The organism is Streptomyces sp. NPDC012510, from assembly GCF_042955065.1.
In the GTDB taxonomy this organism is placed as follows: domain Bacteria; phylum Actinomycetota; class Actinomycetes; order Streptomycetales; family Streptomycetaceae; genus Streptomyces.
Genome location: NZ_JBIBEN010000016.1, coordinates 195,665 through 218,661, shown reverse-complemented (window position 1 = coordinate 218,661; position 22,997 = coordinate 195,665). Strand labels below are relative to the sequence as shown.

The following is a 22,997-nucleotide window of genomic DNA, read 5'->3' as shown; positions in this document are numbered from 1 at the left end:
CTGGGGTCCCAGCCACGAGGAGGCGGAGTTCCGCGTGCCCGACACACCGAGCACACAGCCGGGCCGGCGCTCGGCAAGGCCATGGAGTAGTGCGGCGTGCGCGCGGTGCCGCTGCTGCTCTGCGCGGTCTCGGCCGTCTGCCTGCCGACCACCCTGTGGCTGATCCGCGCCACCCGCTCCACCCCGCACCCCCCAGGGCTCTTCCGGTGGGTCTCCGCGGCTTCCGCGAAGATTGATCAGAAGGGCCCTGGACCGCTCGACACACCGTCCGTCCCCTTGTCCTCCCGCCCGCCCCAGCCGAAGGGAAACAGCCTTGCGCCCGCCCGCTCTCACCACGTCGTCCGACGGTTTCCTCCTCCACGGTGAGCCGTTCCGGATCATCTCCGGTGCGATGCACTACTTCCGCATCCACCCCGACCTGTGGGCCGACCGGCTGCGCAAGGCCCGGCTGATGGGCCTGAACACCGTGGAGACCTACGTCCCCTGGAACCTCCACCAGCCCGACCCGGACAGCGAACTCGTCCTCGACGGCCTCCTGGACCTGCCGCGCTACCTGAGCCTCGCCCGCGCCGAGGGGCTGCACGTCCTGCTGCGCCCCGGCCCGTACATCTGCGCCGAGTGGGACGGCGGCGGACTGCCCTCCTGGCTCACCTCCGACCCCGACATCCGACTGCGCTCCAGCGACCCCCGTTTCACGGACGCCCTCGACCGCTACCTCGACATCCTGCTGCCCCCGTTGCTGCCGTACATGGCCGCGAACGGCGGGCCGGTCATCGCCGTCCAGGTGGAGAACGAGTACGGGGCGTACGGCGACGACACCGCGTACCTCAAGCACGTGCACCAGGCGCTGCGTTCGCGTGGCGTGGAGGAGTTGCTGTTCACCTGCGACCAGGCGGGGTCGGGCCACCACCTGGCCGCCGGGAGCCTGCCCGGGGTCCTGTCCACCGCCACCTTCGGCGGCAGGATCGAGGAGTCCCTTCAGGCGCTGCGGGCGCACCAGCCCGAAGGTCCCCTGATGTGCTCGGAGTTCTGGATCGGCTGGTTCGACCACTGGGGCGAGGAGCATCATGTCCGGGACGCGGAGAGCGCCGCCGCCGACCTCGACAAGCTGCTGGCGGCCGGGGCCTCCGTCAACATCTACATGTTCCACGGCGGCACCAACTTCGGCTTCACCAACGGCGCCAACCACGACCAGTGCTACGCCCCGATCGTCACCTCCTACGACTACGACGCCGCCCTCACGGAGTCCGGCGACCCCGGCCCCAAGTACCACGCCTTCCGTGAGGTGATCGCCCGCCACGCGCCCGTCCCGGACCAGGCGGCCCCGGCCCCCGCCCCCAAACTCTCGGGCATCACCGTGGAGTTGGACCGCCGAGCACCCCTGCTGCCGTACGCGACCAGCCTCCCCGGCGCGGCCGTGGCGCGCAGCGAACACCCGCTCACGATGGAGGAGTTCGGCCAGCGCTCCGGCTACGCCCTGTACCGCACCACCCTCCCCGAGTCGGGCGACGGCCTGCTCCACTTCGACGGCGGTGTCGGCGACCGGGCCCAGGTCTTCGTGGACGGCGCCCCCGTCGGCGTACTGGAACGCGAACGCCACGACGAGACCCTGCCCCTGCGTGTCCCACGCCCCGGTGCCACGCTCGATGTGCTGGTCGAGAACATGGGTGGCGTCAACTACGGCCCGCGCATCGGTGCCGCCAAGGGCCTCCTCGGCCCGGTCACCTTCAACGGCACCGCCCTGCTCGGCTGGGACACCCACCGACTGCCGCTGGCCGACCTGACCACGGTCCCCTTCGCCCCGGCCGAGGCGACCCCACTCACCGTCCCCGCCTTCCACCACGGGACCTTCGACGTCGACACCCCCGCCGACACCTTCCTCGCCCTGCCCGGCTGGACCAAGGGCCAGGCCTGGATCAACGGCTTCCACCTGGGCCGCTACTGGAACCGAGGCCCCCAGCGCACCCTCTATGTCCCGGCCCCCGTTCTGCGCCCCGGCGCCAACGACCTAGTCCTCCTGGAACTCAACGCCACCACCAGCGCCCACGCGGAGTTCACGGCCACGCCCGACCTGGGCCCGGTGAAGCCCTGACCCCACCGAGGCCGCCCCAGGAACCGCCCCGCGCCTTCGAGAAGCGCGGGGCGGCGCCAGGACGCGCGCCCGCGCCGGCCTTTGAGGGGCGCGGGGAACTGCGCGGCAAACCCCCACTCACCCGTACCCCACCAACAAGCCGTTCGGGGTCGAAGGGGCGGAGCCCTTGGGGATGGGACGGGTAGGGGCGGCGGGGGCGAGAACCGCCCCGCGACCACCCCGCACGGCCCCCGCCCATCCGCGACCCACCCCGAACCCGACCTATCCTGTGGCCCAGCCCGACCGGAACAGAACCGCCCTACCCCGTCGAAGAAGGAATCCCCCGCATGCCCCGAAGCGTCACGGACGGCACCGCGGCCGCAGGGGCCGGCGGCAGCTCCGAAACCGCGGACCCCGGCTCGGCCACAGACCCCACCGCGGCCGCAGACCCCACCGCGGCCACAGGCCCCGGCGGCGCACGAGGGCCCGGCGGCCGCAGTCGTAGGAACTTCGCGGGGTCGCGTCCCGTGATGGACGACGTCGCCCGGCTGGCCGGTGTCTCCAAGCAGACCGTTTCCCGCGTGCTCAACGACAACCCGGCGGTCCGGCCGGAGACCCGGCAGGCCGTACTGGAGGCGATGCGGACGCTCGGGTACCGCCCCAGCCGGAGCGCGCGTTCGCTGGCCAGCGGCCGCACCCGGATGCTCGGGGTGATCTCGTTCGACGCGGCGCGCTACGGCCCCGCCTCCACCCTGACCGCGATCAACACGGCGGCCCAGGCGGCGGGCTATCTGGTCAGCTCCATCGCCCTGGACACGGCGGACCGGGACACGGTCGTCCAGGCGGTGGACCGGCTGTCGGCCGAGGGGGCGGACGGCGTCATCGCGATCGCCCCGCAGCGTCCGGTGGCCACCGCGCTCGCGCGGGCCCGCCCCGACACCCCCCTGGTCATGCTGGACAACGGCCTGGGCGACGGCACCCCCGTGGTCACCTCGGACTTCCGCACCGGCGCCCGCCTGGCCACCGAGCACCTGCTGGCCCTCGGTCACGCCACGGTCCGGCACATCGCCGGACCCACGGGCTGGACCTCCGCCGACCGGCGCGCCGCGAGCTGGCGCGAGACCCTGACGGAGGCCGGCGCACGTGTGCACGAACCCCTCGTCGGGGACTGGAGCGCCGACTCCGGCTATGAACTGGGCCGGCGGCTGGCGGGCGACGCGGACGTCACCGCCGTGTTCGTCTCCAACGACCAGATGGCGCTCGGTCTGCTGCGGGCCCTGCACGAGGCCGGCCGTCGGGTGCCGGACGACGTGAGCGTGGTCGGCTACGACGACATCCCGGAGGCCGCGCATCTGCTGCCGCCGCTGACGACCGTCCGTACGGACTACTCCTCGATCGGCACGAGGGCGCTGCGCCTGCTGTTGACGCAGTTAGACGACTCGGCTGAATCGGTTGACGTGGGGGAGAAGGACCCCGTGATCCCTGTCGAGCTCATCGTTCGTGACAGTACGAGGCCGGCGAGGTAGTTCCGCCGCGCCTCCGGGGTGCCGCGATGGCGTCTCGGGCGGCTTCGGCGCCGCCGTGGTCGCCCGCGCAGTTCCCCGCGCCCCCACAAGCACCACTGGCCCGGCACCATGAAGCTGAGCGGCGCCGGGCCGGTGGGCTGAGGCGGGCCTACCTCACGGCTTCCGCGCGATCGCCCCGTACATCGCGATGTCCTCGTCGCGGATGTTCTGCTCGCCCGTGCCGTCCGGGTGCCACTTGTGAACCTGGACGATGCCGGGTTCGACGAGTTCGAGACCCTCGAAGAACTCGTGGGCCTCCTCGATGGTGCGCAGCCGCATCGGCATGTCGCGGGCCGCGTACTCGCGGGCGACGCGGCCCACCTCCTCGGGGGCGAACTCGGCGGTGCCGATGGTCATCGCCAGGTAGCTGCCCGAGGGGAGGGGTTCGAGGAGGCGGCGGACGATGCCGACCGCGTCGTCCTCGTCCAGCACGAAGTGGACGATCGCGATCACGGTGAGCGCGACCGGCTTGCTCAGGTCGAGGGTCTCCGCGAACTCGGCCGAGCCGAGCACGGTCTCCGGGTCCTGGAAGTCGGCCTCGATGTAGGCGGTCCTGCCCTCGGGGGTGCTGGCCAGCAACCCCTGGGACAGGGTGAGGACGATCGGGTCGTTGTCCACGTAGACGACCCGGGACTCGGGGGCCACCGACTGGGCTATCTCGTGGAGGTTGGGGGAGGTGGGGATGCCGGTTCCGATGTCGAGGAACTGGCGCATGCCCGCCTTCTCGGCGAGCCAGCGCACCGCGCGGTTCATCCAGTCGCGGTTGGCGCGCATATGGACCGGCAGGGCCGGCCACTCGTGCGCCATCGCGTCACCGGCCTCCTTGTCGGCCGGGTAGTAGTCCTTGCCGCCGAGAATGTAGTCGTAGATCCGCGCGGAATGCGCGTGCTCGGTGTCGATCCGGTCGGCAGGCCATCCGTTGTCGGGCAACGCCGCCCCTCCCATCAAGTCGTGTCGTTCAGGTGCACGGTCGGGCAAAGCCACGGGTTCAGCGATCGGGAACCCGGGTTCCAAGCAGGTGGTGCGTCAACGAGGCATGGAAACAAGGGGATCAGAGCAGGAAGTCGGCCTCGCCCGCCTTCACGCCGGCCAGGAAGCTGGTCATCTCACGGGGGGTGAAGAGCAGCGCGGGACTGTCCGGATCGGTCGACTGGCGTACGGCGACCCGGCCGTCGGCGAGCTTCTTCACCTCCACGCAGGCACCGCCCGCGTCGTCGCTCCACGGTCGGTGCCAGTCCTGGGCGCCGAGGTCACGGGCGGGCATGCCGTTGCGGATGTCGTGGTGTACTCCGTCGGATATGCGGTGGTGCACGTCAGAGCTCCTTGCGTATCGCACCGAGTAGGGCCTCGGTCTTGCGGGCGGGCGCCGACTGCGCGCCCAACCGGTCCAGCGCCTCGCGGTAGACGACGACGTCGTCCCTCTTGTCGAGATAGACCGCGCCCACCAGACCGCTGAGGTAGACGATGTCCGGCAACTCGGGGGCTCTGAACCGGAAGAGGTGGAACGCACCGGCCCGCATCGCCGGATGCGGACCGTTGTGGAAGGGCATGAGCTGGACCGTCACATGCGGCAGACGGTTGAGCTCGATGAGATGGTCGATCTGGGCGCGCATCACGTCGGGGCCGCCGACCGGCCACCTGAGCACCGTCTCGTCCATGACCACCCACAGCCGCGGCGGTTGCTCACGGGTGAGGAGTTCCTGGCGCCGCATCCGCAGCGCCACCCGCCGCTCGGTGTCCTCGGTCGCCGCGTGCGGATTGCCGGCGCCGAGCAGAGCGCGCGCGTACTCCTCCGTCTGCAGCAGGCCGTGCACGAACTGCGCCTCGTAGGCGCGGATCTGGAGTGCCGCCTGTTCCAGGCTGAGATAGGCGGCGAACCAGTCGGGAAGGACGTCGCGGTAGGTGTGCCACCAGCCGCGCTTGTTGGCCTCCCGGACCGACTGCAGGAAGGTGTCGATCTCCTGCTGGTCCCGTACGCCGTAGACCTGGAGCAGTTTCTCGACGTCCGGGAGGCGGAGCCGGGCGACCTTGGCGGACTCCATCCGGCGGATCGTGGAGTGGCTCACCCCGATCGCCTCGCCCGCCTGCTCGAACGTCAGCCCGGCCCGGGTGCGGAGCTCCTCCAGTTGCCTGCCGAGGATCATGCGCAGCACGGAGGGCGCACCGCCCCAGTCTGTCTCCGCGGTCACGCCCACCTCCTCCCCGCACACCGAGCGCAGAGGTCATGCCGAACCGTCCTGCGAGCTTGCGCGCTTTCCTTCAAGGGTTGCGCATTGTTGCGCGAGCCGTGTCGGGACCGCAGTCTGACACGATCTTGGCTCGAGCGGAGGCAGCATGCGACCCACAAATTGCAAATTTCAACTTGCTGGTTGCGAGGTGTTGTTCGCGGATGCCACAGTGGACGTACCGTCACGGCTTTGGTCAACGCTGGGGTCGAGCGGCCAGGTTGGGGGAGATGTGGCCGCAACTCAGCGCTGCCCGAGGTGAGTTGCCCGCGACTCGTGGCGAGCGGCGAGACGGCCGTGGCATCGGCACCCCCCGGTGCGAAGAGCCGACGAAAGGCGTACGGCGATGGCTCCGCCCACCCTCCCCCAGTCCCCGGACCGGTTAGCCCCAGCCATGTACCCACCCCTTGGAGCAGAGGCCTACCAACCCCACAGAGCGGGCGTCTTCGGCCTGCCGGCGGTCCCCACGTCGGCGGGCGAGGCGCGCAGAACGGTGCGCGAACTGCTGGGCGAGTGGGGGGTGCGTCCGGAGACCCGTGAGGACGCGCTCCTGATCACGTCCGAGTTGGTCACCAACGCGCTCACCCACACTGACAGCGAGTGGATCGTGTGCCGGCTGCACCTCACCGGCCATCGGCTCCGGATCGAGATCGAGGACCAGAACCGAGGTCACGCACAGCCTGCCCGGCGTCGTCCGGGCCCCGACGACCAGAATGGGCGTGGGCTCATGCTGGTCGGCATGCTCAGCAGCGACTGGGGGGTCAGAGACACCCCACAACGGTCCGGTCGCGTCGTCTGGGCAGAACTGCCATCGGAGGGCCGGGAGACCGCCGAGCCCGCCCCTCCGACGGCCCCGTTCGAGACCGAGGACACCCCCATGACCGACCCCTCCTGGACATAGGCCCGCCGGGCCCCCGCACGGCGTCCCTGCCGTCCACCGCGTTCGCCGGTGGGGTGACCGGAGTCCCGCGCCGGTCACCCCACCGGCCTGCCCGGACGTACGCCGCCGCTCGCTCTACGACGGCAGCCGGGGCCGCACGGACGCGCAGGGATTGTCACCTGCGACCGGGATGCGGGTGCGGGCCCCGCTCGGCGCGCGGGTATGAGTCCGGCGGGGACGTGGGGCTCGGCTCAGCGGGTCCGCGGGCCCAGGTGCCGCTCGGGGCGCGTGATCCGGTCTCAGCGTGGGCGCAGGCCCGCTGCCACCAGGCGGGCCTCCATCTTCCGGCGGGCCGCGCCGAGCACCGCCAGCAGGAGTTCCTTGCTGGACTGCCGTTGGCGTACGTCGCAGAGCAGGACCGGGACGGTGGGGGCCAGGTCGAGGGCCTGACGGACCTGTTCGGCCTCGACCTCACGGCGGCCGTCGAAGCAGTTGACCCCCACCGCGAAGGGAATGCCACGGGACTCGAAGAAGTCGACCGCGGGGAAGGAGGCGTCGAGCCGCCGGGTGTCGGCGAGGACCACGGCCCCGAGGGCACCCGAGGACAGGTCGTCCCACATGAACCAGAAGCGGTCCTGGCCGGGCGTGCCGAAGAGATAGAGCACCAGCTCGGGGGAGATGGTGATGCGGCCGAAGTCCAGGGCGACGGTGGTCGAGACCTTCTTCTCCACGCCCCGCAGATCGTCCACGCCCCGCCCGGCCGCGGTGATGTGCTCCTCGGTCGCCAGCGGGGTCACCTCACTCACCGAGCCCACCATGGTCGTCTTGCCGACGCCGAAACCCCCCGCGATGAGGATCTTCAGGGCGGTGGGGACGACCGGCTCGGAGCTGACGGACACCATCCATCACCCTTTCGACGTGTGCCGGGCCCGGCCGCCGCCGCGGTTCACGCGTCCTGCACGTAGTCGGAGGGGGTTTCCGAACGGGGCGCCGCGCTCAGGTACTTGCCGACCTGCTTGACCAGCGTCCCCATCTCGAACGCCATCATGCCGACGTCCACCTCCTCCGAGGCGATCGCGGCCAGCCGCGCGCCCCGGCCGGCCGATGTGACGAAGAGGAACGCCCGTTCCATCTGGATGACGGTCTGCTGTACCTCGCCGCCGTGGAAGTGACGGGCCACGCCCCGGGCCAGGCTGTGCATCCCCGAGCCGACCGCCGACAGGTGTTCCGCGTCGTCGAACCGGATGTCCTTCGACTTCCCGATGAGAAGGCCGTCCCCCGACAGCACGATGGCGCAGCGGATCTCGGGTATCCGCTCCACGAGCCCGTCCAGCAGCCAGTCCAGTTGGGGACCGGGTCCTACCTGCTCTGTCATGTCCTGCGTGTTCCTCACGGTCGGTCGGCGTCAGGGGCGGCGCCGGGTCGTCGGGGCGCCAGGGGCAGCGCCCGTCAGGCGGTGCCGGGGCCGGGGCGTGGTGTCCCTCGGTCGTCGGTGGCGTCCGGTGTGGTGACGTCCGGTGCGGTGGCGTCCGGTGCGGTGGCGTCCGCCGCGGCGAGCCGGGCCCGCGTGGAGCCCCGCTGGATCGCCACCATGGCGCGGGCCAGGGCCTCCGGGCGGAGCGTGTCCTCCGTGTCGTCCTGCTCGGGAGCGTCGGCCGTCTCTTCGGGGGGCCGTGGCACGGACGGCGCGCTCCGAGGCCGTCTCGGCAGGCCTTGGGGGAGGGGCTGGGCGCCGGCCTCGGTGCGGGGGGTGTCGCCGCTCATCCTGGCCACCGTGTCGTCCTGCGCGTGCGGCCGCCGTTGGTGCCTGGCATCTGATTCCTCGTACGACAGCGAACGTCCGATGGCGATGGGGGTGGGGTACCGCGAGTCGCCCGGCATCCCTGTGCTCCGGCTCGACACACCGTCAGGGGATATCAGCGGGCGACGGAACGGTATCAGGAGCCGAGGCCCGTCGTCAGCACCCGCCGGGCGGCAACTTGCCGCCCGAGAGCGGTGATTGGAGAGGCCGTGGAGAGTGGGTGTGCGAGATCCGGGGCGGCAGGGGAGCCTCGACGGAGCGAGCGCTTCCGGGAGTTTGCCGAAAGTGTACTTGTCGACACGGCAAGGCCTCAGGATCGGCACTGTCCGGCCACATCAGGCTCGCGGAGGGGTGGCTTGAAATCTGTGTCGACCTGCTCAAACATGCACACGCCGCGCGACAGTTTGGTATTTGGCGCCGCACCGTGGCGAAGGCAGAGCCTTCGGGTCCGGTATGCCTGGTGGTCCGCCCGGCCGTCGCCTGACCTCAAGTCAGGCGAAGCGTGCAAGTTCGACTCGGAAAGTATCAAAATGTGGACGAGATCCTACTCGCGTCTCACATCCATGCTCATATTTCAACAGTCCATGTTTCGGCCAAACCCCATTAACGATCTTGGCGTAAGAGGTTGATTTGTAGACCATGTTGCACGTCGGCCAGGTCCCCCCTTGGAACCACAGCCTGACGTACAGACTCCGCGCCTCACCGGGCGCGGGGAAACGCGGAGAAGGGCTTGGCGTGGAACACGTCTTCACAACTCAGGACCACGAGGATCTACGGCAGCGTGTACGGGAGTTCGCCGAGCGTGTGGTGCGGCCCCTGATACCCGAGATGGAGGCCTCCCGTACCGCTCTGGTGGGGCTCTCCCGACTGATCGCCCAACAGGGCTGGATCGGCGCCACTATCGACCCGCTCTACGGGGGCATGGGCGCGGGCCATCTTGCCAAGACCATCATCATCGAGGAACTGTCCCGGGTCAGCGGTGCGATGGGGGCCATGGTCCAGGCCTCGCAGCTGGGCGTCGCCAAGATCGTGCACTTCGGCGACGAGATCCAGAAGCGCACCTGGCTGCCGAGGATCGCGGCAGGAGAGGTGCTGCCGACCATCGCTGTCACCGAGCCGGGGTCGGGGGGACACGTGGCAGGCATGGAGAGCAGCGCCGTACGGGACGGGGACGACTACATACTCAACGGCCGCAAGGTCTTCGTCGGCAACAGCCACGTGGGGGACGTGCACGGTGTCGTCGTGCGCACCGGACCCGGCTCCAAGGGCATGACGGCCTTCCTCGTCGAGTCCGACCGACCCGGCTTCTCCCTGGCCGAGCAGGTGCCCTCCATGGGCCTGCACGGGTTCAGCTTCGGGGAACTCATCTTCGACAACTGCCGGATCCCGGCCGCCAACCGGCTCGGCGAGGAGGGGGACGGGCTCGCCGTCGCCTACTCCTCGTCGGTGCTCTACGGCCGCCTCAACCTGACGGCGGTGTCCCTCGGCATCCATCAGGCGGTGTTCGAGGAGACCGCCCGGTACTGCGGTGAGACGCAGCGCTACGGGAAGCCGTTGGGGCATCTGCCCAACATCAAGATCGAGCTGGGGCGGATGCTGCAACGCCTCACCCTCGCGCGGCAGAGCGCCTATCTCGCCGCCCATCTGCTGGACCAGGGGCGGCCCTGCGACGTCGAGCTCATGTCGGCCAAACTCTTCAACGTCGAGTCGTCCATCGAGTCGGCCCAGGCGTCCGTGAAGATGCACGCCGCCTGTGGCCTGTTCACCGACCGACCGGTGGAGCGCTATCTGCGCGACGCCTTCCACATCTACGCGCCCGCCGGCACCTCCGAGATCCAGGGCCTGCGGCTGGGCGAGTTCGCGCTCGGAGAGAACAAGGGCCAGTGGTCCGAGCGTCTCTCGGAACTGGTCCGCACCCCGCAGTTCGAGTCACCGGAGCCGGAACTCAGCCCCGTGGGCGAGCTGGTCTAGTTTGACTGCGTCGGGGATCCTCAAGATCCCCGACAGGGTCAAGCCAGTCTCCTGAACGCCGGCGCAGTCCGCTCCTCGTCCCGGACACGACCGCGCTCCCGGGCATCCGTACAGGACGGAGGCCTCGGGAGCGTGGAGCGCGGGGAACCGGGCGGGGTGGGTCGGTCAGCAGCCGGGGATGCCGGGGGCCGGGTCGGCGCCCACGTTCACGTTGCCGCCCCATATCCACACGTTCATGAGCTCGTAGCCGCCGACGACGCCGCGGTACCAGACGTTGGTGGTGTACCCGCCCGCGGTGACTTCGTCGCCACCCTGCCAGCAGTCGATGCTGGCCCGGGTCACCTTCGTCGTGGTGCCGGCGAGAGTGGCTCGGGTGGAGGGGCCGCCGCGCAGGTTGCTGTTCGCCTGCACGGTCGTCGCGTAGCCGTCGGTGCCGGTGGGCGCGGCCTCGGCGGTCCCCGCGGTGCCGAGCAGGGAGAGGGCCGCGCCGAGCGCCAGGCCGGCAGCCGTGGTCGACACAGTTCGCCTGGTCATGGTGTGCTCCTCGGTCGGGTTCGGGATCAGCAGGGTTCGATGCCGGGGGCCGGGTCGGCACCCACGTTCACGTTGCCGCCCCACACGAACACGCTGTTGAAGATCTGGCCCGCGCCGTAGTCGACGACCTGGCCGTGATACCAGACATTCGTGGTGTAGCCGCCCACGGTGACCCGCTCACCGCGGGTGTAGCACAGGATGCCGGCCTCGCTCTCCTCGGTCGTCGTGTGCAAGAGCCGGCCGCTGGTCCTGGGGGCGTCGCGCAGATTGCTGTTCGCCTGCACGGTCGCCGCACGGACGTCGTCGGTGCCGGACGGCGCGGCCCCGGCGGACCCTGCGGCGCCGAGCAGGGAGAGGGTTGCGCCGAGCGCCAGCCCGGTGGCCACGGTGGTCCTGCTTCGCTTGGTCATGGGGTGCTCCTCGGTGTGGTTCCGCGCGTCAGCAGGGGGAGAGTTCGGGGGACGGGTCGGCGCCGACGTTGACGTTGCCGCCCCACACCCAGACGTTGTAGTAGGAGTGCGGCGGTGTCGCGGCGTAGTCGTCGACGTAGCCGACATACCAGACGTCGGTGCCGTAGTTGCCGACCTTCACGTACTGGCCGTGCACGTAGCACCTGATGACCGCTTTGCTCGTGGACGTGGTGGTGCCGACGAGCCTGCTGTTCGTGGTGGCATCCGCCCGGAGGTTGCTGCCCCCCTGGATCGTGGTGCTCACGCTCTGCGCGGCGGCCTGCGCGCTGCCGGCCGTGCCGAGCAGGGAGAGTGCCGCACCGAGCGCCAGCCCCGTCGCCGCCAGCCTGGTGGATCGCTTCGCCATTGTTTTCCCCTTGCGGTGGATGCTTCCTGGTCGGTCTTATGACGGGCGGCGCGGTGCGTCCGTATGACCGTGCCGCGGACCGTCTTCGCGGATCTCCTGCGCTCAGAAGGGGCAGTCGTCGACGTGCGCGAGGTGCTCGTCCCCCGTGATGTACACGTTGTTCACCCAGCCCCAGTACCGGTTCGGTGCCTCCACGTACGTCCACCACCGGCTGCTGTAGCCCGCGTCGCTGATGAGCTCCCCCTGCTTCTGGCAGTAGGCGGTCACGGTGATCTGGGACAGCGTCGCCACGACCCCGCAGTTCTGCCGGGAGGGGTAGGCCCTGCACGTCTCGGCGGGGGCTCCGGAGGCGCCGTTGCGGACGTTGACGTCGGTCGCCCACACATGGACCTGCGTGAAGCCCGCCGCCACCGCCCCGGCCGCGGCGGGTGGCGCGGTCACCTTCGGCTGGGCCGTCGCGGTCGCGGGGCCGGCCAGCGCCGCGGCGGCGACGAGGAAGGCCGTGGTCAGCGCCCGGAGCGTGCGGGATGAGGTGCGGGGTGATGCGTTCGGCATGGTGGAGGGGCCTCTTCCTCTTCCGGCGGCGGTCGCGGGCGGCGGGTGCCGCGCCGTTCACACCGGCGACGGGGGGTGGTCGCCTCTCGTATGAGTGCCGGTGGCTGCCTCAGTGCCCCTGGGTCGACTCCTTGGCCTCCAAGGGCTCAAGCGCCTCGCGGGTGCCGAGGCGGCGGAAGATCTCCTGCGCCTCCTGCTCGAACTCGCGTCCCGTCACGGTCCGGCCCTGGGCCAGTTCGGCACGGGCCAGGTCCCGCAGGGTGCGGGCACGCCACAACGGCAGTTGCAGCTCGTCCCACAGGCCGAGGGCCTGTCGCAGGGTCTCGGTCGCCGTCTGCCAGTCGGACGCGACGAGGTGCCACTCGCCGATGGTGCGCAGGACGAGCGCCTCGCCGAACACGTCCTGACGCTCGCGGGTGATCTCCAGACACCGGTCGAGCCGCTCCCGGGCCTCGGTCACCCGGCCCTGCCGGAACTCGACCTTGGCCAGGGACTGGCTCGCGTACATGACCCCGTACGCGTCGTCCGTCTCCTCGAAGATGGCGAGGGACTGCCGCAGGAGGGTCTCCGCACCCGCCAGGTCACCCCGCGCCCGGTGACACAGGCCCAGTGAGCGCAGCGCGAGCGCCTCGCCGTGCCGGTCCCGCGCGGTGACGTACAGGCGGTGGGCGCGTGAGAGAGCCTCCCATGCCTCGTCGTCGCGGCCCTGTTCCCGGTGGACGTATCCGATGCCGTACAGCACATGGGCCATGGACGAGATGTCCTCCGGCTCCCGGTACTGTTCGAGCGCCGAGGTCAACAGGGGCAGCGCCTCGTCGAAGCGGGCCTGTTCGCGGCGGGCCGCGCCCATGCCGGCCCGCGCGTCCGCGCAGCCGATGCGTACGGATCGCTCCTCGAACAGCCGCAGCGCGAGGGCGAAGAAAGCGTGCGCCTCGTCGAAGCGGTCCTGCTCCAGGCGGAGTTGCCCGAAACCGTTCAGCAGCCAGGCCTCGCCCTCGACGTCCCCGCCACGGCGTACCGCCGCCAGGGCCACGTCGTGGGAACGGGACCAGGCGTCGAACCGGTTGTAGAGGGCCACGGAGGCAGCCATGAGGGTGGCGGCCAGTTCGCGGGCGGCGTCGAACATTCCGTGGTCCGCGCAGTGGATGACGGCGGCCAGCAGACACGGCTGCTCGGCGGCGAACCACGCGGCCGGCTCGTCCGTCAGGTGCGCCAACGCCTCCGACGGTGGGGCCGAGCCGTCCGAGACCCGCGCGGCCCCGTCCGAGACCCGAGCGGTCCCGTTCACGACCCGCGCCGGCCCGGCCGTCGTGGTGACCGGGAGGAGCCGGGACGCGCCGCCCGGTCCGTGTGCCGCCGCGACGCGGGCCATGTCCAGCCAGCGGGCGACCAGTCGGCGAACCGCCGTCTCCCGTTCCTCCCCGGATTCGTCGGCCACACAGCGCTCCCGGGCGTACTCGCGCGCCAGATCGTGGATGCGGTAGCGCGTTCTGCCCGTCTCGTCGGTGGCCACGACCTCCACGAAGTGGCAGTCCACGAGTCGTTCGACCGCGTCCTCCGCGTCGTCCTCGCTCACGTCCAGGAGCGGCCCGGCGACCCACGCGGCGAAGTCGGGCAGATCCATCAGGGCCAGGCGGCGCAGGGCGCGCTGCTCCTGCTTGTCCAGGTCCGCGTAGCCCAGTCCGAGGCTCGCGCGCACTTCCAGGTCGCCCGCCTGCAGTTCGTCCAGACGGCGGCGCTCGTCCCTCAGGCGCGACGCGAGCCGCGCCGGTGTCCAGTGGGGGCGGGCGGCGAGACGGGCACCGGCGATACGGACGGCGAGCGGGAGCCGACCGCACAGCGCGACGATCTCGGTGGCCCGGTCGGGCTCCAGGGCGGGCCGGGTCGGACCGGCCACGCGGGCCAGCAGGTCCAGTGCCTCCGTCTCGGACGGCACCCCCAGATCGAGGTGGGCGGCGCCTTCCAGCGCGATCAGCCGGCGGCGGGCGGTGATCAGCACGGCCGAGCCGCCGCCGGGCGGGAGCAGCGGGCGCAGCAGGGCCTCGCTGACCGCGTTGTCGAGGATGAGCAGGACCCGGCGGCGCGCGATGTGCGTGCGGTACAGCCCGAGCAGGTCCCCCTCGTCGCGCGCCGGGCTCTCCGGGTCCACCCCGAGGGCGCGCAGCAGTCGGGCCAGGGCGTCCGCGGTCCGTACCGGCTCGGAGTCCGAGGCACGCAGGTCCACGAAGAGCTGTCCGTCGGGGAAGAGCGCGGCGGTGCGATGGCCCACGTGGACGGCCAGGGCGGTCTTGCCGGTGCCCGACCGGCCGGAGATCACCCCGATGGGCGGCGCGGTGCGCAGAGGGTCGCGCACCTGTTCCAGAAGGGCGGTCGCCCAGGCCGTCTGTTCGGTACGGCCTATGAAGTCGGCCACGTCGGGCGGGAGTTGGGTGGGCGCCGGATGACCGGTGTCGTCGTGGGACCGTTCGGAACGGCGCGTGGCCGGTGTGTCCTCGTCCGATGGCGGGGGAGCCACCGCCGGTGCGGGCACGGGTCTCTTCCCGGCGGGCGCGGCTCTACCGGCGGCCGGCGCTCCCAGCACCGTCGTGTCCGCCCGGAGCAGGGCCTGGTGCAGCGCGCGAAGCTCCGGGCCGGGGTCCACACCCAGTTCGGTACGGAGCAGACGGCGGCCCTCGTCGTAGCAGCGCAGCGCGTCGGGCATCCGGCCGGCACGGAACAGGGCGGTCATCAGCTGGCCGCGCGGGCGCTCCCGGAGGGGGTGGGCGGCGACGTGGGCGACGAGCTCGGAGACGAGATCCGTACGCCGGTCCAGGTCCAGTTCGGCGGAGAAGCGGAACTCCGTCGCCTCCAGCCGGAGTTCCGTCAGGCGCATGGCCTGGACACGGGCGAAGGACTGGCCGAGCCCTTCCAGGGCGTCCCGGCCACGCCACAGGCGTGACGCCGCCTGCAGGATCTCGACAGCCTCCTCGGCCCGGCCGTCGGCGGCCGCCTTCCGGCCGGCCGCGAACGCCTCCTCGAAACACCGGGCGTCCACGGCGGAGGGCGGGAACTCGGCGACGTAACCCGGGGAGCGGGTACGGATGGCTTCCGCGCCCTCCGTACCGGCCAGGGAGCGGCGAAGTCCCGAGACGTGCGAGGCGACTAGCGCCCGCGCAGTGGCGGGTGGCTCCTCCTCCCAGACCAGGTCGACCAGCCGCTCGACGGACAGCACCTCACCGAGATGCACGACGAGAGCCGCGAGGATCGCGGTCGGTTTCGCGCCGTTCAGCGCGATCCGGTGTCCCCCGCTCAACACCTCGACCGGACCCAGAAGGCAAACGTCCACCGCGTCCCCCGCTTCCACGTTCCGCATCGGGGGCAACGTATCGGCCCCCACTGACGTTTACGCCCGACACCCAGCCTCCGGTTTCACGGCAGACCGATGTGGCGTACGGGGTGGCTGGAACCCATCGGGTCTGCCGGTGCGGGTGGCCCGTTCCCGGCGCTGCATGCGTCCTGCAGAGGATCTGCATCGATCCTGCATCGCCCGCCTCCACGCTGTGAGCGTGACGGACATCATCCTGCTCTCGGACCCCCGGGTCGCCGCCACGCGTGTCACCGACAACGGTGAACCCCTGGTCGACGCCCGGGAGGTCACCGCACTACGGGTCGACACGCGTCAGAGCGACCACGACGGCTCGTACGCACATCTCAGGGCCGACGTGCTGCGCCGGCTGCTGCTCGCACAGGACGCGCTGCCCCCGGGCATCCGCCTGCTGATGGTGGAGGGCTTCCGGCCGCCCGCCCTGCAGCGCCGCTACTTCGACGAGTACGCGGCGACGCTGCGCACGGCGCACCCGGACGCCGGACCGGACCGGATTCGCGCGCTGGCCAGCGCGTACATCTCGCCCCCGGAGGTCGCACCGCACGTCAGCGGCGGTGCGGTGGATCTGACGCTGTGCACCGACGACGGTGCCGAACTGTCCCTCGGTACGGAGGTCAACGCCACCCCCGAGGAGAGCGAGGGCGGCTGCCGCACCGCCGCGCTCAACATCGACGCCGACGCCCGTGCCAACCGGGCGGCGATGGGCCGGGCCATGACGGCCGCGGGGTTCGTCAACTACCCGACCGAGTGGTGGCACTGGTCGTACGGGGACCGGTACTGGGCGCTTCTGAGCAAGGTGCCGGCGGCCAAGTACGGTCCCGCCTCCCTGAGCCCAACCACAGTCTGAGAAGCCGGACCCCGGGGGAACACCGTGGAGAACACCTGCATCGCGACGACGATGACCACGTCGTCCAAGACCTCCCACACCACGACGCCGAGCACGAGCACGAGCACGACCACGACCACGGCGGCCTTCAGCGACCGCATGACCGCCGCCGAGTTCGACGAGGCGTTCACCGCCGTGATGCCGAGGCTGCGGCGCAGGCTGCTGGCCCTGACAGGCAATCCGCACGACGCCGACGACCTGCTGCAGGAGACGTATGTGAGACTCTCCCGCCGGGCGCGTGCCCACACCCTGGCGCGCCAGCAGCAGCCGTACGCCTACACCTGCGCGGCGGCGCTGAACCTGCTGCGCGACCTGTGGCGGCACCCCTCGCGCCAGGAGCGCTGCACCGACCGGCTGCCGGAACACGGTTGGGATGGCGGCTTCGCGAGCAGGGAGGCCGAGGCGGTGACGGCCGCGCTGCTGCGCGGGCTGTCCCCCAAGGAGGCGGCGGCCGTGATCCTGGTCGACATCGAGGGCCTGACCCACGACATGGCGGGGGAACGGCTCGGCGCACACCGCGGCACGGTGCAGCGCAACCGTATGCGCGGCCTCGCCAAGATCCGCGCCGCGCTCGACACGTAGGAACCGGCCGCCGCACCGGCCCGCCTTCTCCACGATGACAACCGACGCCCACCCGACGCCCAACCGGCGGCACACACGGCACGCCCGACGACAGCACGAGGCAGCCCGACCAACTGCCGGACGTCGCCCACCCGTACAGCACCCGCGCACACCGCGCCGACCACACCAGGGGGAACCCCATGCGCCGCACCAACCGCGCCCTCGCGACGGCGGGAGGGCTGCTGCTCGCCACCGCGCTGACATGTACCGGTACGGCGATGGCAGCCTCGTCGCCGGTCTCCTCGGCGACCGTGGCCGCCGACGACTGCCGTCCCCTGGCGGACGCGCCCGCCCAGGCACAGGCGATCGTCAACGCCGCGTGCTCACAGATCGGGGTGCCGTACTCGTGGGGCGGCGGCTCCGTCCACGGGCCGACGTACGGTCAGGACTACCCCGGCGGCGGCCCCGGTGCCCACGACAGCAAGGTCAAGGGCTTCGACTGCTCGCACCTGGTGCAGTACGCGGCGTGGAAGGGCGCGGGCATCGCCCTGCCTGAGGGGTCGTGGAACCAGGCCAAGTGGAGCGAGGCCACCGCCCGGTTCACCCGGGCCCAGGGGATCGCTCCGCTGCAGCCTGGCGACCTGCTGCTGTGGGGGACGGACCCGGCCAACCTCGGCAGCGTCCACCACATCGCCGTCTACCTCGGCAACGGCAAGATGGTCGAGGCCCGGGAGTCCGGGACGCTCGTGATGGTCAGTGACGTACGTCTCAACTCCCAGTACGCCGGGGCCGTGCGCATCACCGGCGCCCAGCAGCCGCCCGCGGGCACCAAGCGGTTCATGACCTGGGGCACCAATGTGAGCCTCCGTCATGATCCCAGCACCCGGCAGCCCCCCGCGGGCCGACTGCCCGGCCCCACGGCCGTGGACGTGCTCTGCCAGGCACACGGGGAAATGATCACCGCCGAGGGCTACACCAACGACGCCTGGTCCTACCTGCCGAAGTACAAGGCGTGGATCTCGAACATCTACATCAACGACCCGGCGGCCTGGCTGCCCGGGGTTCCCACCTGCTGACGCACCGCTTCCCTCGTATCTCTCAGACCCGTCATCACACTCACAGAGGAGACTCCGCCATGCGCGCACTCAAGCGCACCAAGTCCATCGGCCTGCTCGTCGCCACGGTCGCCGCGGCCGGGCTGGTCCCGCTCGCGGCCGGCCAGGCCGCCGCCGCCCCGCCCGCCAAGGCCGCCGCCTACGCCGGTTCCTGCCCGGCGGCCGGCACGGTGACCCAGGGGTGGCACTCCGGCCACGACGGCGTCGACATCGCCAACAACCGTGGTACGCCGATCTACTCCGCCGGGCCCGGCACCGTCATCGTCTCCGGCACCGCCGACGGCTACGGCCAGTGGATCCGCATCAAGCACGACGACGGCACCGTCACCGAGTACGGCCACATGTACGAGCGTCTCGTCTCCGTCAACCAGCGGGTGAGCAGCGGTCAGCTGATCGCGCGCATGGGCTCCGAGGGCCAGTCCACCGGGCCGCACCTGCACTTCGAGGCGCACGCCTCCACGTCCAGCACCCGGGGCATGAACCCCGTCGCCTACCTGGCCGAGCGCGGTGTGAGCCTGCCGTGCACCCCGGGCAACGGAACGCCCGGCACCAACTTCACCACCTGGGGCACATCGGTCCGGGTGCGCGCCGACGCCCGGCTGAACGCGGCGGTCGTGCGCACGCTGACCGGGCCGACGCCGGTCCACGTGCAGTGCCAGAAGCGCGGCGACTCGGTCACCGCCGAGGGCTACACCAACGACGCCTGGTCATACATCCCGGCGCTCGGCGGCTTCATCACCAACATCTACATCGACCACCCCGCCGCCTGGCTGCCGGGGGTGGGCGAATGCTGACCGACACCCTGAGCCGTTTCCGCCTCGGCACGAGGGGTGTCGCGGCGGTCGCTCTGGCCGCCGGGCTGCTCCTCTCCCCCGGCCTCACCTCGTCCGCGCGGGCCGCCGACTCGGCGCCCTGCACGCCTGACCGGAACTACCCGGGCACGTTCCTGTGCCCGATCTGGGGCTCGAACGTCAATCTGCGTTCCGAACCCGATCCGCAGGCACCGGTCATCGCCACATCGCCCGACGGCGGCCTCCTCAGAGTGGAGTGCCAGGTCAAGGGAGGCCGTGCGACCTACGGCGACTACTGGCACACCTGGTGGGTCAAGACCCCGGCGGTGGGCATGGCCCGGTCCGCCTACATGAGCGAGATCTTCCTCGTCGGAGGCGGCAACGACGAGCGGGACTCGGGCCTGCCGAACTGCTGAGCGGCGGCCCGCACCGACCGGATGCCCCCGGGACCACCACAGGTCCCGGGGGCATCCGGCGTTCGGGCTCTCACACGGACCCCCATACGGGTTCCCCTACGGGTTCCCGTCCGGGCTCTCATACGGCGCGGGACGTGCCCCCGTCCTACGTGTGGCGCGAGCGACGCATCTCCGGCTCCACCGCCACTTTCACTTCCACTTCCCTCTCCACCGATCCCGAGGACAACCATGATCACCTTGAGCAGCGCACGGGGCGCGGTGCGGGCGGGCGTGCTGACCGCCGCCCTGGCCGCGCTCCTGTGCACCACCGCGACCACCGTCTCCGCCGCGTCCGCCGACTCCCCCTCGCCGCACCCGGCGGCGGTGCGAGCCGACGTGCCGGCCGGGGTGACGGCGGGCGTCGCCGTCTTCGACCGCCAGACCGGCACCTTCACCGAACAGCTGAACACCGCCGCGCAGTTCAGGTCCGCGTCCGTGGTGAAGCTGCTGATCGCCCTGGACGTGCTCTGGAACCGCAGCCCCGACGCCCTGTCGGCCGCCGACCGGGCCAGGATCGACACCATGCTGCGCGGCAGCGACGACACGGCCGCGAGCACGTTCTGGTCGAACAACGGGTCGGGGGCGATCGTCGACCGGATGGTCACCCGGCTCGGCCTGACGGACACCGCCCGCCCGCCGTCGACCCACCCCGGCTACTGGGGCTACACGGCTCTCTCGGCCCGTGACACCGTGAAGATCTACCGCTATCTGCTGGACTCCACCCCGGCGGCGACACGCGACTACCTCCTCGGCAACCTGCGGCAGTCCACCCGCTGCGCCACCGACGGCTACGACCAGCACTTCGGCATCGCCGGCTCCTTCAACCGCCCCTGGGCCGTCAAGCAGGGCTGGTCGGGCTTCAGTTCGGGCGGCTGCACGGCGCCGACCACGACGGCCGCGAAGGCCGCTGAAGCCGCGGAGGCCGCTGGGGAACCGGCGGGAACGGCCGCCGCCCGGACGTCGGCGGGCGCCGACGCCGTGGACCTCTCCCGTCCGGCACTGCACACCACGGGTGTGGTGGGCGCGGGTGACCGTTCCATCGTTGCGGTCTTCACCCTGCACCCCAGCGGAACGTCCTACGGCAAGGCCTACACGGACATCGGCCGGCTGACCCGTTCGCTGAACGTCCCCGGCGCATCCCGCCCCGCCGGTACGTGGATCGGCACCTGGGGCAGCGGGGTCCGCGTCCGTACCCAGGCGACGACCGACTCCGGGGCGATCACCACGCTGCCCGCCGGAGTCGAGGTCCTGGTCGGCTGCCAGAAGCGCGGCCAGCAGGTCAGCCAACCGCCCTACGTCAACGACTGGTGGGCCCGACTGCCCCAGTACGGCGGCTACCTGACCAACATCTATCTCAGCGTGCCGGAGAACCAGGTGCCCGGAGTACCGGTCTGCTGACCGGGCGGGCGCAACGGCCCGGGGACTGCGACAGGCCCCTCTCTCGGCCATCGACCGGGTCGACCAGTGCGTGGCGTTCCTCGGCGTGCTCTCCAGCGTCCTCGTCACCACTGCGGCGCCCTGCTCGTCGGTGACCGTCCCGGGCCCGCATGAACGTGGCATGTCGCCCAGGCCGGCGATCCGGTGCTCGACGGATCGAGCCCGCCGGCGGCCCACCGCATGCGGCGTCGAGCCGAGCCGCGCGGCCACGTCCTTGTCGGACGCCCCCGTTTCGGACTCATGAGCCTTCTGGACCCCCTCCGGCCTTGTCCGCCGCGGCGGGGCCTGTGAAGCAGGGAAACCGCGGACACGACGACGTGTCCGCGGCTTTCGTGTGCCGGGCGCCCGGCGGCCCGCTTCCCCTCGACCCACCGGACCGAGCGGCGCCCGGTCGGGCTCAGTTGCCGCCGGCGATGGTCTGGATCTGTTCGGACATCTCCTGCGCCATGTGCTTGATGATCTCCAGCCGCTGCCGCCCCCAGGTACGGGAGTCGGTGTCGACGACACAGATCGTGCCCAGGTTGATGCCCGCCAGTGTGTCGACCAGCGGCGCGCCCATGTAGGAGCGGATGCCGATCTCGTCCACGACCGGGTTGCCCGCGAACCGCGGGTAGTCGCAGACGTCGTCGAGCACCAGCGCGGCGGTCCGCTTGACGGTGTGCGGGCAGAAGCCGTGGTCCAGCCGCATCTCCCGGCTCATCGAGGTCTCGGCCGCCTGCCCCTGCGCGATGTTCACGGGCCCGGCGTCCGGTGTGTAGAGCCCGGCGAAGAACTGACGCCGGTCGTCGACGAAGTTGACCATCGCGTACGGCGCGTCCAGCTCCAGGGCCAGTCGGCGCGCGAACGCGTCGAACTCGGCCCGGGGGGCGTTGGCCAGCCCCAACTGGGCGAGCCTTGCGGCGCGTTGCGGACCGGCCGGATCCTCGGGAGTGAGGAGCAGACGGTCGAGCGGTGGCTCATAGGAGGAATAGGGGCTGTTCATCAGAACTCCGTTCGGGGTCGGCTGAGTTGAGTGGACATCAACGGAGCACGGGTGACTGGTGCGACGCCACGCCGGGTGTCATGCCGAGCAGATGCTGCACGAGTTCGACGAGCACGCCCGTACCGGAGCTGCAGTGCCGGGCGTCGCAGAACACGATCGGTGCGTTGGACTTCAGGCCGATGGCGTCGCGAACCTCTTCGGTGGAGTACTGGTACGCACCGTCGAACTCGTTGACCCCCACGACGAACGGGATACCGCGCACCTCGAAGAAGTCCACCGCCGGGAAGCACGCGTCGAGTCTGCGGGTGTCGGCCAGCACCACCGCGCCCAGCGCCCCGTCGGACAACTCGTCCCACATGAACCAGAATCGTTCCTGCCCGGGGGTGCCGAACAGGTACAGGACATGGTCCGAGTCCAGCGTGATCCGGCCGAAGTCCATGGCCACGGTGGTGGTGGACTTGTCCTCCACCCCGTCGAGGCTGTCGGTGCGGACGCTGGCCGTGGTGATGACCTCCTCCGTGCTCAGCGGCGCGATCTCGCTGACCGCCCCCACGAAGGTCGTCTTGCCCACCCCGAATCCGCCCGCCACGAGGATCTTCAGCGCGGTCGGGAAAGGGTCAGAGCCGTGCGCGTAGGCCATCAAGCACCGCCTCCAAAACTTCTCGGTTGGCGGCGGAGGCCGCCTCGACGGCACGGGGCGCCCGTGCGGTGAGCGCCTCGTGCTGCACTAGGTCGGACAACAGGACTTTGGTGACGGCGACCGGGAGGTTCATCCGGGCGGCCACCTCGACCACCGGCACCGGCCTGACGCACAGACCGAGCACCATGTCGTGATCGGGGCCGAGGTCGGTGATCGGCTGGATGCCGGTGGCCATCACCAGGGTGAGCAGGTCGAACGGCGTCGAGGGCCGAGTGCGCCCGTTGCTGACGGTGAACGGCCGGACTAACCGTCCGGCCTCCTCGTCCAGGAACATCTCGTCCGTCATCG

24 protein-coding genes are annotated in these 22,997 nt (G+C 71.1%); 10 read left to right on the top strand and 14 right to left on the bottom strand.

Annotation, left to right across the window (positions count from 1 at the left end; translation table 11 throughout):
* The first annotated feature begins 313 nt into the window (after window positions 1-313).
* Together ACFY9I_RS28250 and ACFY9I_RS28245 are read left to right on the top strand one after the other, a co-directional pair.
* Window positions 314-2,092: a beta-galactosidase gene (locus ACFY9I_RS28250; protein ID WP_391006584.1), complete on the top strand. Its 1,779-nt coding sequence runs from the start codon at window positions 314-316 to the stop codon at window positions 2,090-2,092.
* Window positions 2,093-2,601: 509 nt separating this feature from the next.
* A complete protein-coding gene (locus tag ACFY9I_RS28245; RefSeq protein ID WP_391006664.1) occupies window positions 2,602-3,597 on the top strand; it encodes a substrate-binding domain-containing protein in 996 nt (331 codons plus the stop codon).
* 153 nt (window positions 3,598-3,750) lie between these two features.
* Here ACFY9I_RS28245 and ACFY9I_RS28240 read toward each other — a convergent pair whose 3' ends face one another.
* From ACFY9I_RS28240 to ACFY9I_RS28230, 3 genes are all read right to left on the bottom strand, one after another.
* On the bottom strand, window positions 3,751-4,566 hold the full coding sequence (locus ACFY9I_RS28240; protein WP_391006581.1) for an SAM-dependent methyltransferase: 816 nt from the start codon (window positions 4,564-4,566) through the stop codon (window positions 3,751-3,753).
* Window positions 4,567-4,687: 121 nt separating this feature from the next.
* Entirely contained in the window at window positions 4,688-4,948 is a 261-nt protein-coding gene (locus ACFY9I_RS28235; protein ID WP_391006578.1) for a DUF397 domain-containing protein, read from the bottom strand.
* 1 nt (window position 4,949) lies between these two features.
* Window positions 4,950-5,825: a Scr1 family TA system antitoxin-like transcriptional regulator gene (locus ACFY9I_RS28230; protein ID WP_391006575.1), complete on the bottom strand. Its 876-nt coding sequence runs from the start codon at window positions 5,823-5,825 to the stop codon at window positions 4,950-4,952.
* A 430-nt stretch (window positions 5,826-6,255) separates the two neighbouring features.
* On the opposite strand from ACFY9I_RS28230, the gene ACFY9I_RS28225 reads away from it, so the two are divergent.
* Complete coding sequence (locus ACFY9I_RS28225; RefSeq protein ID WP_391006573.1) at window positions 6,256-6,762, top strand: ATP-binding protein; 507 nt, start codon at window positions 6,256-6,258, stop codon at window positions 6,760-6,762.
* A 278-nt stretch (window positions 6,763-7,040) separates the two neighbouring features.
* On the opposite strand, the gene ACFY9I_RS28220 is transcribed toward ACFY9I_RS28225, so the two are convergent.
* The 3 genes from ACFY9I_RS28220 to ACFY9I_RS28210 all read right to left on the bottom strand — a co-directional run bounded on the left by ACFY9I_RS28220 (window position 7,041) and on the right by ACFY9I_RS28210 (window position 8,505).
* A complete protein-coding gene (locus ACFY9I_RS28220; RefSeq protein WP_391006570.1) occupies window positions 7,041-7,643 on the bottom strand; it encodes an ATP/GTP-binding protein in 603 nt (200 codons plus the stop codon).
* A gap of 44 nt (window positions 7,644-7,687) precedes the next feature.
* Window positions 7,688-8,116, bottom strand: coding sequence for a roadblock/LC7 domain-containing protein (locus ACFY9I_RS28215; RefSeq protein ID WP_391006567.1), 429 nt, complete (start codon window positions 8,114-8,116; stop codon window positions 7,688-7,690).
* Between the two features lie 74 nt (window positions 8,117-8,190).
* Window positions 8,191-8,505, bottom strand: a complete 315-nt coding sequence (locus tag ACFY9I_RS28210; protein WP_391006564.1) for a hypothetical protein — start codon at window positions 8,503-8,505, stop codon at window positions 8,191-8,193.
* 772 nt (window positions 8,506-9,277) lie between these two features.
* Between ACFY9I_RS28210 and ACFY9I_RS28205 the strand changes: the two genes are divergently transcribed.
* Window positions 9,278-10,513 (top strand): acyl-CoA dehydrogenase family protein, encoded by a 1,236-nt coding sequence (locus ACFY9I_RS28205; protein ID WP_391006562.1) that lies wholly within the window; start codon window positions 9,278-9,280, stop codon window positions 10,511-10,513.
* Window positions 10,514-10,678: 165 nt separating this feature from the next.
* On the opposite strand, the gene ACFY9I_RS28200 is transcribed toward ACFY9I_RS28205, so the two are convergent.
* From ACFY9I_RS28200 to ACFY9I_RS28180, 5 genes are all read right to left on the bottom strand, one after another.
* Window positions 10,679-11,047 (bottom strand): hypothetical protein, encoded by a 369-nt coding sequence (locus tag ACFY9I_RS28200; protein ID WP_391006559.1) that lies wholly within the window; start codon window positions 11,045-11,047, stop codon window positions 10,679-10,681.
* A gap of 26 nt (window positions 11,048-11,073) precedes the next feature.
* Window positions 11,074-11,457 (bottom strand): hypothetical protein, encoded by a 384-nt coding sequence (locus tag ACFY9I_RS28195; RefSeq protein ID WP_391006557.1) that lies wholly within the window; start codon window positions 11,455-11,457, stop codon window positions 11,074-11,076.
* Between the two features lie 28 nt (window positions 11,458-11,485).
* Complete coding sequence (locus ACFY9I_RS28190) at window positions 11,486-11,863, bottom strand: hypothetical protein (protein WP_391006555.1); 378 nt, start codon at window positions 11,861-11,863, stop codon at window positions 11,486-11,488.
* Window positions 11,864-11,965: 102 nt separating this feature from the next.
* The gene (locus ACFY9I_RS28185) at window positions 11,966-12,418 is read right to left on the bottom strand and encodes a peptidase M23 (protein ID WP_391006552.1); all 453 of its coding nucleotides are present in this window, start codon (window positions 12,416-12,418) and stop codon (window positions 11,966-11,968) included.
* Between the two features lie 109 nt (window positions 12,419-12,527).
* The gene (locus ACFY9I_RS28180; protein ID WP_391006551.1) at window positions 12,528-15,770 is read right to left on the bottom strand and encodes a BTAD domain-containing putative transcriptional regulator; all 3,243 of its coding nucleotides are present in this window, start codon (window positions 15,768-15,770) and stop codon (window positions 12,528-12,530) included.
* A gap of 193 nt (window positions 15,771-15,963) precedes the next feature.
* Between ACFY9I_RS28180 and ACFY9I_RS28175 the strand changes: the two genes are divergently transcribed.
* The 6 genes from ACFY9I_RS28175 (at window position 15,964) to ACFY9I_RS28150 (ending at window position 20,988) form a co-directional block, all read left to right on the top strand.
* Complete coding sequence (locus tag ACFY9I_RS28175) at window positions 15,964-16,629, top strand: M15 family metallopeptidase (protein WP_391006548.1); 666 nt, start codon at window positions 15,964-15,966, stop codon at window positions 16,627-16,629.
* 24 nt (window positions 16,630-16,653) lie between these two features.
* On the top strand, window positions 16,654-17,250 hold the full coding sequence (locus ACFY9I_RS28170) for a sigma factor-like helix-turn-helix DNA-binding protein (RefSeq protein WP_391006545.1): 597 nt from the start codon (window positions 16,654-16,656) through the stop codon (window positions 17,248-17,250).
* Window positions 17,251-17,429: 179 nt separating this feature from the next.
* Window positions 17,430-18,305, top strand: coding sequence for an NlpC/P60 family protein (locus tag ACFY9I_RS28165; RefSeq protein ID WP_391006543.1), 876 nt, complete (start codon window positions 17,430-17,432; stop codon window positions 18,303-18,305).
* A gap of 59 nt (window positions 18,306-18,364) precedes the next feature.
* Window positions 18,365-19,138 carry a peptidoglycan DD-metalloendopeptidase family protein gene (locus ACFY9I_RS28160; protein WP_391006540.1) on the top strand — a complete coding sequence of 258 codons (774 nt, stop codon included), beginning with the start codon at window positions 18,365-18,367 and terminating at the stop codon, window positions 19,136-19,138.
* Window positions 19,132-19,551, top strand: a complete 420-nt coding sequence (locus tag ACFY9I_RS28155) for a hypothetical protein (RefSeq protein ID WP_391006537.1) — start codon at window positions 19,132-19,134, stop codon at window positions 19,549-19,551. Before ACFY9I_RS28160 ends, ACFY9I_RS28155 begins: the two co-directional genes overlap by 7 nt.
* A 228-nt stretch (window positions 19,552-19,779) precedes the next feature.
* On the top strand, window positions 19,780-20,988 hold the full coding sequence (locus tag ACFY9I_RS28150; RefSeq protein WP_391006534.1) for a hypothetical protein: 1,209 nt from the start codon (window positions 19,780-19,782) through the stop codon (window positions 20,986-20,988).
* A 436-nt stretch (window positions 20,989-21,424) separates the two neighbouring features.
* On the opposite strand, the gene ACFY9I_RS28145 is transcribed toward ACFY9I_RS28150, so the two are convergent.
* The 3 genes from ACFY9I_RS28145 to ACFY9I_RS28135 are packed head-to-tail and all read right to left on the bottom strand — an operon-like array spanning window position 21,425 to window position 22,995.
* Window positions 21,425-22,009: a GAF domain-containing protein gene (locus ACFY9I_RS28145; RefSeq protein WP_391006532.1), complete on the bottom strand. Its 585-nt coding sequence runs from the start codon at window positions 22,007-22,009 to the stop codon at window positions 21,425-21,427.
* A gap of 37 nt (window positions 22,010-22,046) precedes the next feature.
* Window positions 22,047-22,649, bottom strand: a complete 603-nt coding sequence (locus tag ACFY9I_RS28140; RefSeq protein ID WP_391006529.1) for an ATP/GTP-binding protein — start codon at window positions 22,647-22,649, stop codon at window positions 22,047-22,049.
* Entirely contained in the window at window positions 22,627-22,995 is a 369-nt protein-coding gene (locus ACFY9I_RS28135) for a DUF742 domain-containing protein (protein WP_391006526.1), read from the bottom strand. Before ACFY9I_RS28135 ends, ACFY9I_RS28140 begins: the two co-directional genes overlap by 23 nt.
* Between the last annotated feature and the right edge of the window lie 2 nt (window positions 22,996-22,997).